Source organism: Tolypothrix sp. FACHB-123 (assembly GCF_014697075.1).
Classification (GTDB): domain Bacteria; phylum Cyanobacteriota; class Cyanobacteriia; order Cyanobacteriales; family Nostocaceae; genus Aulosira.
Map to the genome: position 1 here is coordinate 1 of NZ_JACJRE010000110.1, position 10,860 is coordinate 10,860.

8 protein-coding genes and 1 tRNA gene are annotated in these 10,860 nt (G+C 38.3%); 7 read left to right on the forward strand and 2 right to left on the reverse strand.

All coding sequences use genetic code 11. The annotated features are described in order from the left end of the window. Positions 1 to 51 precede the first annotated feature (51 nt). From H6G41_RS33305 to H6G41_RS33325, 5 genes are all read left to right on the forward strand, one after another. Positions 52 to 237, forward strand: coding sequence for a hypothetical protein (locus H6G41_RS33305; RefSeq protein ID WP_190752577.1), 186 nt, complete (start codon positions 52 to 54; stop codon positions 235 to 237). 155 nt (positions 238 to 392) lie between these two features. After that, positions 393 to 464 (forward strand) — tRNA-Gln (locus H6G41_RS33310). Positions 465 to 1,269: 805 nt separating this feature from the next. After that, entirely contained in the window at positions 1,270 to 2,268 is a 999-nt protein-coding gene (locus H6G41_RS33315; protein ID WP_190752579.1) for an aldo/keto reductase, read from the forward strand. A gap of 287 nt (positions 2,269 to 2,555) precedes the next feature. Continuing rightward, the gene (locus H6G41_RS33320; protein WP_190752581.1) at positions 2,556 to 4,157 is read left to right on the forward strand and encodes a GMC oxidoreductase; all 1,602 of its coding nucleotides are present in this window, start codon (positions 2,556 to 2,558) and stop codon (positions 4,155 to 4,157) included. Between the two features lie 603 nt (positions 4,158 to 4,760). Next, positions 4,761 to 6,974 carry a polysaccharide biosynthesis tyrosine autokinase gene (locus H6G41_RS33325; RefSeq protein WP_190752583.1) on the forward strand — a complete coding sequence of 738 codons (2,214 nt, stop codon included), beginning with the start codon at positions 4,761 to 4,763 and terminating at the stop codon, positions 6,972 to 6,974. A 177-nt stretch (positions 6,975 to 7,151) separates the two neighbouring features. On the opposite strand, the gene H6G41_RS33330 is transcribed toward H6G41_RS33325, so the two are convergent. Further along, positions 7,152 to 7,631 carry a hypothetical protein gene (locus tag H6G41_RS33330; protein WP_190752585.1) on the reverse strand — a complete coding sequence of 160 codons (480 nt, stop codon included), beginning with the start codon at positions 7,629 to 7,631 and terminating at the stop codon, positions 7,152 to 7,154. 180 nt (positions 7,632 to 7,811) lie between these two features. On the opposite strand from H6G41_RS33330, the gene H6G41_RS33335 reads away from it, so the two are divergent. Both H6G41_RS33335 and H6G41_RS35525 read left to right on the forward strand, forming a co-directional pair. Then, entirely contained in the window at positions 7,812 to 9,098 is a 1,287-nt protein-coding gene (locus tag H6G41_RS33335) for a hypothetical protein (RefSeq protein ID WP_190752586.1), read from the forward strand. A gap of 109 nt (positions 9,099 to 9,207) precedes the next feature. Beyond that, positions 9,208 to 9,312, forward strand: a complete 105-nt coding sequence (locus H6G41_RS35525) for a DUF4351 domain-containing protein (protein ID WP_190752590.1) — start codon at positions 9,208 to 9,210, stop codon at positions 9,310 to 9,312. Between the two features lie 110 nt (positions 9,313 to 9,422). Here the strand turns inward: H6G41_RS35525 and H6G41_RS33345 are convergent, their stop codons facing one another. Then, the gene (locus H6G41_RS33345) at positions 9,423 to 10,568 is read right to left on the reverse strand and encodes a SpoIID/LytB domain-containing protein (RefSeq protein ID WP_190752588.1); all 1,146 of its coding nucleotides are present in this window, start codon (positions 10,566 to 10,568) and stop codon (positions 9,423 to 9,425) included. Between the last annotated feature and the right edge of the window lie 292 nt (positions 10,569 to 10,860).

Genomic DNA, 10,860 nt, shown 5'->3' on the forward strand with positions numbered 1-10,860 from the left:
AAAGGGGAATGAAGGGGCTGCCGACGGCAGCCCCTTCATTCCCCCCTTAAAATGATTATCATTCTTGTTAATGGAATAGTTTATTTTCTGGAAGTCCCTAATGGCTTGATCTTTACTTTGATGGAAGAACCAGGTTATATGCTTTCGGTAGCCACTTTGCTTGGTCTGCGCTGGCAAGAACAGCGAATTAAAAATGAAAATTCTCGATTACCAACTACAAATTATGCTCACAATTAGAGTCCAATACCCTATATAAACAGGAAATTACACTCTGGCTCACTGTCATGCCAGGCAAACAATCTCAGTCAAGACAAAAATTTTTCCGAATCAACTCTCAAAGTACTTGACATTAACCAAGGAATCACTGCTATACTATCTAGAGTGTTCAGCTTTGGGGCGTAGCCAAGTGGTAAGGCAGCGGGTTTTGGTCCCGCCATTCCTAGGTTCGAATCCTAGCGCCCCAGTTATATAAAAGTCAAGCTTTTAGTTAGTGTAGCTATTAAATCATTAAAATTATGTTTGTAATATTGCAATGATATTAATTTAGCTGTATTGCAATGCATTAATATGTTAGTTGCCTTTTTCTTGGCATTTTAGAATTAGATTTTTATATGTGAATGAGAACTTTAATCCTATTCACTGCTTTAAATCTTAGTTGTGTAATCAATTATCTGATGTGATAACGGTATAATTAGGGATATACCTGTACTTGCAAAATTAGTGAAGCTAAGGTTAACTTATAGTCTTTTCCATGATTTACAATAAATAAGGTTAGTTTTACTACAAAATCCCAAGCTTTTTATCTTTTCTCATTCTGGTGATAGTTGCAAGCCCGATTTCCGGAAAAGTAAAAATGTTTTGAGTAGTTAAATTTGATAGTTTCACTTGGGAAAGAAAAATTATATTATTTTCCAAAGTTCGGCACGAGTCTACCTAGGAATTGCTGAAGATACTAGGCAAAACCCTAGCTTAATTACAGTAATGTGCATAATCTTCCTACCAATTCATGGGTTTATCTAACTCATCTTCCCAAAGACAGAATTATAGTCACCCAGTAATATATGCCAAAATATTTGCTGACTGATCGCTGGATTGGAGTATACATATGATAACTATAGATAGTTTAATATTAAAGGTTATCTTTTAGAGAGTTACTAATTTCTGCCTAGAACAAAATTGAATAAATTCTTAGGGCAAGAGATAGGTTTCAAAAACAGTTATTTTCGGAGATATCGGAAATAAGTAACTATTAAATAGCAAAGGTTGTTTATGAGATACCGAATTTTTGGCAATACAAACCTAGAAGTATCTGAAATTGGCATGGGATGTGCACGCGTTGGGGGATTAATCGATCAAAAAGATCCCAAAGAAATAGTGAGAACTATTGCGCAAGCTTTTGAACGAGGTATCAATTTTTATGATACAGCGGATATGTATGGTCAAGGGGAAAGTGAAAAACTGATTGGTAAAGCATTAAAAGGTAAAAGAGACAAGGTGATTATTGCCAGTAAGGCTGGATACTGTTTATCAACTAAGAGAAGTTTCAGTACAAGAATTAAGCCTTTAATTAAGCCTTTAGTCAAACCCTTTATTTCTTGGGCGCGACCAATGAAAAAATCTCTTCTGCCTGGTCGTTCAGCCCAATTGCCACAGAATTTTTCTGCTCCCTATATTACAGAAGCTGTAGAGGCAAGTTTAAGACGTTTACAAACTGATTATTTGGATGTTTTTCAACTTCACGATCCTCCATCAACGCTCTTAGAAAACTGCGATATTATCGAAACTCTAGAAGATTTAAAATTACAGGGTAAAATTAGGTACTACGGTGTTGCCTGTCGTACAGTTGAAGATGCTTTAATCAGCTTAAAATATCCAGGTTTTTCTTCTCTACAGGTGGAGATTAATTTACTAAACCAAGAAGCAATTACAAAATTATTACCCTTGTCCGAGCAAAAAAATATTGCCATTATTGCTAGACAACCATTTGCTGCTGGACTTCTTATTAAGCCGCCGATAGATGGCAAATCGACACACGATTTTACTAAACAGGCAGAAGTCCACAACAAAATTAAACAAATAGAAAGACAGCAATTGCTTACTAAGAATTGTACTCGGACAATGATGCAACTAGCGCTTGAGTTTGTCTTGCAGTTTGAGAGTATTTCTGTAGTAGTGGCTGGTATGAGTAACCGCAAGCATTTAGAAGAAAATCTTGCTGCACTTACTGCACTCCCTTTTAGTAAGGAAGAACTTGCCACTCTTTATTAAAAGTTTAATATTCAAACAAAAAAATCTGGGTTCTTCATTACATATGAAGCTAAATCTAATTCGCGATAAATATAAAACCCTTGCCGTGCAATCAAAATAGGCATCATTTAAGAACATTTTAGGCATTTGACGGGGTTTTGGGTTTTTACCTATATTTATCAAGCAAGTTTTGGTATTTAACTAATAATTTGGCATAACAGGTACGGAAGAACCAAAATCTGTGGGGCTAACTTACGTAGCTTCGCACTCATTCTCACAATGAAAATAGCGATTTAGGAAATAACAACATGCTTATAGATGCTCGCAAGTTAACAGCAGATGAAACTATCAATTGTGATATTTGCATTGTAGGTGCTGGTGCAGCCGGTATAACTTTGGCTTATGAATTATGTGATACAGGAATGGAAGTGGTTCTTTTAGAAAGTGGAGGAATGAAATTTGAGGATAATACTCAAGACCTCAACAAAGGAGATGTTAATCTGAAAGTTCATGGGCCATTGGAAGAATATAGACGAAGACAATTTGGAGGGGCAACAACTGCTTGGGGAGGACGTTGTGTACCTTTTGATGAAATAGATTTTGAGACCCGCTCCTACGTACCCCATAGCGGATGGCCAATAACTAAGCGTGATTTAGATCCTTATTATGCTCGCGCTCATGTCTACTGTGATATTGGAGCTTATACATATGATGTAAAAGAGGTTTTTTCTGACCATAATTCCCAACAATCGATGATTCCAGGACTTAAATCAGAAGAGATTGAACTAAATAAGCTTTATAGATTTAGTCCACCAACTAACTTTGGTAAAAAGTATATAGATAAATTAAAAAAATCGAGAAATATAAAAATATTTCTTTATGCAAATTGCTTAAAAATAATAACAGATGATGAAGGCAATAATGTTAGTCACTTAAAGGTAGGTACTTTACTAAAGAATGAGTGTTATTTTTATGCTAAACAGTATATTTTAGCATTAGGGGGATTAGAAGTAACAAGACTTCTCTTACTATCCAATGATGTACATTCACAGGGGATTGGAAATCATTCTAATCTGCTGGGACGATTTTATATGTGCCATTTTGCACACTATGCTGAAGTGCAATTTACTTCGCAAGACGTTTTAATAGGCTATGAAAAAACATCTGAAGGAGTTTACTGTCAACGGGCAATAACAGTTAATGAAGAGATACAGCGACAGCAGCAGCTTCTTAACATGAGAGCGTTTATGGAACGACCAAATCCCAGCGATCCTAGTCATAATAACGGTACTCTTTCTGGTACCTATTTAGCACTGAGTTTGTTTAACAAAAAAATTCCTGATCACAATCTATTAGCTCACCTAAAAAATATTGTTTTTGATTTTAACGATGTCTTGATATTTTCACAAAAATGGATTGCTCAAAAAAAATTTGGTAAAAGAAAACTTCCGGCTGTCATATTTAAAAATAATGGTAATATTTATAATTTGCGTATTGATACTGAACAAGTTCCCAATCCAGATAGCCGCGTTACATTAAGTGATAATTTAGATTCTTTCGGACTTAACAGACTAAAAGTTGATTGGCAATATACTGATTTAGATGTACAAAATATGAGCAAAACAACTAAACTAATTGAACAAGCGCTCATTAATTCTGGTGTTGGTAAAATTAGAGTATTGCCAAATTCAAATCTGAAGGCGCTCAAGGGTCACCATATTGGAACAACAAGAATGGCAAGCACTCCTAATAGCGGCGTTGTTGATGAGAATTGTAAAGTTTATGGGTTAAATAATCTTTATATTGCCAGCAGTTCTGTATTTCCAACTTCTAGTTATGCTAATCCTACATTAACCTTATTAGCTATTACATTACGCCTTGCAGACCATATCAAGAGTTTTTATAGATGAATTGATATCGCTCATCTGTTGGGCGACAGGGTTTTCCAAGTTGTAGATGCACAGTGCTTTCGTTAGCGTTTACCCTTGGCGTTTCTGTAGGGTAGGAAGCCACAGACTTCAAACTATTCGTTCCTTGGAAATTCCCACCCTCATAGCACGGGCGTTACCAGATTTTAATAGCTAGCTTGAAATCTGCTATTCTTAGTTAGAAAAGTTTATTCTACGTATTCAATGCAATTAATTACACATTGACAATGTGTAATATCGGGAAAAAACTGATTAATTAAGAATCTTCTTGAAAATTCAACTAATCTTTAAATATTTTTACCAATTATTCCTGCGTAATGCTACTGTAGTTATAGCAGGCTTAGTGAAATTTGCTATATTTTACCTAAGTGTACTAAATAAAATCTTTGTATTCTAACCTTTTCGCTAAAATAATTAACCCCTAAGATTGTTTGCATGACGATGATTAGTGCAGTAAATTTATTGATTTACTAGGGTGCAGAGACAGACAAGCCAACTTCGGAGCAATCTAAATCTACCTATACCAAGATTGAATCGAAGAATTCACCTGTGTAAGGAATATAAGTAGTTTATTTGACACATGCTATGCTGAAGTCAGAAAAGTATCCTCACCCGTTATCACAAGCAAACTTCCCCCAATTAAATGAAGATGAAGGTGGATTAAACCTGGGTCAAGTTGGGGCTGTTCTCCGCCGCAGACTATTGTTGATTGGTGGAACCACAGCTTTAGTAGCAACAGCAGCAGTACTAAAGGCTGAAACAGATCCCCCAGTATATCAAGGCTCGTTCGATATTTTAACCAAGCCAGTGACTGGTGAGGATAAGGTAATTGCTAATATTCCCCAAGCAATTAATGGCGCAGAAAATGTAGCACCTCCAGAGTCAACAAAAGAAGTTCAAACAACTATCACAGTATTACGCAGTCCTAGAGTACTGAATCCGATTGTGGAAAAGCTTCAGGCTCAGTACCCAGACATGACTTATGACTTACTGGTTTATTACTTAACGATTACATCGCCTAAGCAAAATATCTTAAATATTCAGTATACCAGTTCAGATCAAAAGCTAGTTAGCGATGTATTAAAGTTGCTGGCTGATTCTTATCTGCAATATAGTTTGCAGGAGAGACAAGCAGATGTTGAACAGGCGATTAAGTTTGTCGATACACAAAAACAGCCACTGGAAAAAAGCCTGAAGTATTGGCAAGATCAATTGCGTAATTTGCGGCTGGATAATAACTTGATTGAGCCATCACAAAAAGCTCAAGAGTTATCGAGTCAACTATCGACTTTGAGACAACAGCGAATAGAGAATCGAGTCCAGTTAGAACAAATGGTAGCTAGTTATGAGGAATTACAAAGAGAACTAGCCCAAGCACCTGGCGAAAGAGCAGGTAATTCTTTATTGAGTGATAACGCTCGCTACCAAAAGATTTTAGACCAAATCCAAGCCGCAGATATTGCAGTTAAACAACAGTCGGCAGTATTTACAGATGAAAACCCAACGATGGTGACTCTTCAACAAAAGAAAGAGTATTTACTACCATTATTAGCCCAAGAAGAAGCGCGGGTACAAAAAGATTATCAAAGCCGCATTCAACAACTGTCAGCTCGCGATCGCTCTTTGGATGAAAAAATTACCAACGTTTATAGTGAAATCAGAAAATTAGCAACTATTAGCCGTAATTACGACAACATCCAGCGAGAATTACAAATTTCTAACGCTGCCCTTACTCAATTTACGACGAAACAACAGTCCTTGCAGATTGAGAAATCTCAAAAGCAACAACCTTGGCTTTTACTCGATCCGACATTAACTAAAGTTAATGAACCTTTGGCTATTTCAGATAGTGCTAAGCGTAACTTAGCATTAGGTGGACTTTTAGGTTTGTTATTGGGTGTGGGAACAGCCTTAGTTGTAGATAAACTCAGCAATATTTTCTACTCTTCTCAAGAACTCAAAGATGCTACCAGACTACCGCTACTAGGAATAGTTCCTTTAAGAAAAGAACTAGAAATGGTGACGAAAGACAACTTTGGCAAAGGGGTGCAAAATTCAGATGGAGCCTCTTTCTTTGAAGTTTTTCGCTCTCTTTACACCAATATTTTGCTTTTGGGTTCCGATACGCCTATTCGCTCTTTAGTAATTAGCTCAGCGGTACAAGGAGATGGTAAATCGACAGTTGCTACACAGCTAGCGCAAGCAGCCGCAGCGATGGGACAGCGAGTCTTACTTGTGGATGCTAATCTGCGTGCTCCTAGCTTGCACAATCGCGTCGGACTGATGAACATTCAAGGCTTGACTGATGTCATATCCCAAGACCTCGATTGGCATAATGTCATTGAGCCATCACCTTTAGAGGACAATATGTTTGTCATGGCTGCTGGGCCAATTCCGCCAGATTCAGTCAGGTTACTTGCATCGCAAAAAATGCATAATTTGATGGAGGAATTACAAGTCAGCTTTGATTTAGTCATTTACGACACACCTCCACTGTTAGGATTTGCAGATGCTTACTTACTAGCGGCGAATACTGATGGTTTGGTGCTGGTCGCTGGTTTAGGTAAGCTCAAGCGTACAGCTCTACAGCAAGCTTTAGAACAGATTCAGATGTCTGGAACTCCGTTATTAGGCTTGATAGCTAATAAGTCTAAGGATGCTGCACCTGTTTCTTACCAGTACTATCAACAGTATTACAGGCAGAGTATAAGTGGCGAAAAAGCAACTTTAGATACAGTATCCAGCAACGGTCACTCTACAGGGATGGCATCTACTCTAAGTAAATCTCAACATCGCTAAATAAGAGCGTGTTAATAAATGTAGGAGTTGTAGCAATGCTATAGCTCCTACATTTACTCATTAACACAAAAAGCATAGTAAGCTAATGCATGTTAACGGTTAATTGTCAACAGGCATCAGGATTGATTGTGCAACTTAAAAGCAGAATAGCTTAAAAACACTAGTAGACTAATTAACCTATTGATCGGGTGACTTTAATGCTCGATCTAAAACTTGACGTGCTTGTTCGGCCTTAGCTCGTGCTTCTTGGTAACGTAAATTCGCTTGTGCAAAATTCTTCAGCACTTTAAAACCTTCTTTGAGGCGAGAAATTTCTTCTTCGGTTACAGAATCATCTGAGAAGAGAATATCAACCGCCTGGCGAATTTCTAAAGCTTCTGTGCGTGATTCCTGAACCTTAAGCTTGAGTGTAGCCAAGTTACTGAGAACCTGGACAGCTTGAGTCACAGCATCTTCACCACTAGTAATTTCAGTGGTTGGTTCTTTCACTTCAATTAATTGTTGCGGGCCAAATCCCTCTTCAAGTTCTGTGGGTAGCTTACCAGCATCCATCAACTCCATCAGTTGATCCATTGCTTTGTCACGGGCTTTGGCTGAATCTTTACCAGGAACAGTGAGGATAATGTCTGGACTTTGAGGGATAGTGTACTGAACCATATTTTAAGCAGATAAATTGCTGTTTAACCAAGCCAGGGGATAATTTTAACATGGATAGAGTTACCAGAAATAGTGGAAATTATCCATAACTTGAATTATTGAGCTACTACCCCAGCCACTTAAAATAAAACTTTATACTTGAAGAAAGAGAGTAAAAAAAGTTAACAGGAGGGGCGAAAAATGGCTCCCAATCCCAGCATTATGCAAGCTGTGGAACAACTGGGTTATCGCGTCACTGTGGGTGATGTCGCAACTCAAGCTGGATTAAATATCGCCGAGGCTGGACAAGGCTTATTAGCTTTAGCATCTGATGCTAGCGGACATATGCAGGTAGCAGAGTCAGGTGATATTGTCTACCTATTTCCGCGTAATTTCCGGAATATTTTACGGAATAAGTATTTGCAATTACGGCTTCAAGAATGGTGGCAGAAAATTTGGGGTGTTTTATTTTACCTGATTCGCATTTCTTTTGGGGTATTTTTAATAGCTTCTATTGCCTTAATTACGATTAGCATCTTCATTATCATTACGGCGATGAACTCAGATCGTGATAATGACAATAGAAGTAGTAATTATGGCGGTGGTTTCTTTTATTTCCCAGATTTATTTTGGTATCTTAGCCCAAATTATCAAACTGAATACCAGGAAAGAAGACGCACCAGAAATGAAAGTAGCAATCTGAACTTTTTTGAAGCCGTCTTTTCATTTTTATTTGGTGATGGTAACCCAAATGCCAAGTTAGAAGAACGACGTTGGCAAGAAATTGCGGCGGTAATTCGCAATCATGGCGGTGCAGTTGTTGCCGAACAAATAGTACCTTATTTGGATGATATTGGTGAAAAATATCAACAAGAGTATGAAGATTATATGTTACCTGTGCTTTTAAGATTTAATGGACAACCTGAAGTAAGTCCGGAGGGGCAAATTGTCTATTATTTCCCAGAATTGCAGGTGCAAGCCAGCAAAAAATATCGTCAATCTGTACCAGTATATTTAGAAGAATCCTTGTGGCGTTTTAGTGCAGCTAGTTCTGGACAAAATCTGCTCAGTGCTGGTTTGGGGGTAGTAAATTTGGTTGGTGCTTTAGTCTTAGGAAGTTTGTTAAGAGATGGTACAGTAGCGGCTCAAATCGGTGGATTGGTAGCTTTTGTCCAAGGAATTTATTGGCTATTGTTAGCTTATGGTATTGGTTTTTTAGGGGTACCCTTAGCGCGTTATTTCTGGATTCAATGGCGGAATAAAAAAATTTCTGCACGTAATCGCGATCGCCTGTCTCGCGCTAGGCTATTAACAGAAGCTGATGCTAGCTTACAAAATAAACTAGATTACGCCCGTCAGTTTGCATCGGAAAAAGTCATCGGTAAAGAAGATATAGTTTACTCTAGTGAAACTGATTTACTAGAACAAGAACTTGAGCATTCGGCACAGATTGATGCTGAATGGCAAAAGCGATTGGATCAATCATAAGTAATTCTGAGAAAAGTCAAGTAAAAAATGGCTGGGCATCTTGCTCAGTCTCATAATTAAATATAGCGATCGCTCTGTTTCAAAAATTAAATAATCAGAGCGATCGCAAATTTCAAGTTTACCTTTATCAATTCTTGAAGATTTGAGCGAAGCTTTACTTGATTTCACCAGCTTGGCTGATTTACAGTCTTGGTTAACGGCGCTTGAGAGCTAAATTTTTTACTAAATGTTTCAATTATCCAGCAAAAAAGCGATCGCTCTTCACACAACCCATCAACCAAGAGCGATCGCCATATTTCCAACTTTCAGATAAATTTTAGATAATTACTTGGCTTTAATTGGTGTTAACGCTACACCTTGGTAATAATGTCCCAAAATTTGCAGGTGATTTGCACCTTGACGTGCTAAATTATACGCACCCCATTGACTCATGCCGATGCCATGACCAAAGCCTAGTCCTTGGAGGATAAAGCTACCATCAGCACCTTTACTGACGTTAAAACGTGTACTTTTTAGTCTCAGTGCAGTACGTACTTCTTCGCCTTTTAGTACTCTCGTACCGCGATCGCCAATAATTCGCAGGGTTTTCACGCTTTGGAATGGGGAACGAGCTTCGGGAATCATATCTTTGACATTACCGACATCAGAAATTCGCGCACTAATTTCCCCTGGTGAGAAGGTTTTTACCCAATTACACTCTTTGATATTTTGATCGTAATCGGGAACTGCACGTAGGTAAGGTTCTTTGCTTAGCCAAACATCTTCCACATTTTCAGTATGTCCGCCAGAGCAAGCGTGGAAAACTGAGAGAATAATTTTGTTGTTGTAGGTTAATACTTGCCCAGCTGTAGCATCAACTGCGGCATAAGTACCAGGAGATTCACTACTGACACCTTTGTAAATTTGCCAGCGATCGGGGGTATCGCCTAAATCAAAAATGGGGTTACTGCGCTGCTTTTCTCGTTCGTATAAAGCATAAGTGCGTGCGGCGATCGCTTGGGCTTTTAAGGCTTCTTGCGGCCACCTGGCGTCCATTTCCCCACCGATAACGCTGTAGAGATACTCCTCCGTATCTACCCAGTTAACCGCTGTTAAGCCTTTGTCTGTAGGTACAACCAGAGTTCTACCACGATACCAGCGATCGCCAATATAAACGAATCCTTTACCTGTTGGCTCAATCCAAAATAAACCAGATTGCCATTTATCTAAAGCTACGCCACCAGGAACAGCTTGGGCATAAAACGCACTCATCGCTGGTAATTGTCCGAGAGTTCGTCCTGTTCCATCCTTGATTGTTGCTGCTGTCGAACTACCAACTTTTACCTGATTAACATTCCTCTCAATGGCGATGCGTAAGATTACAGATGCTTGCGCCGGTGCAACCAAAGCTATCCACAAGAGAATACCAAACCACCAATGTCGTCCTTTAATCTGGGAAAGTAAAGAGCCAAATAAAACTGAAAATTTCATGCCGATCGTTTAATCACGTTAGTATCTGTTTGAGGCTGTGGAGTATTCGCATCTACAACTAAAGATGAGACGCTTTTCCTTCGATGGAGGTTGCCACCTTTTACTAATTATGCATATTACTTCTGCGAAAGAGATGCATGGCAATAAATCCTTTGTTTGAGGTTTTCAATTGATTTAGAAAAAGAAAAATAGGTTCTTTAGTACTTGTTATGCTAAACTAACAATCAAAATGCCAGTTTAACAAGCATCTAATTCGGAAGTTTTCAAAGTTTCTAAATCCATAAGCCGAGCG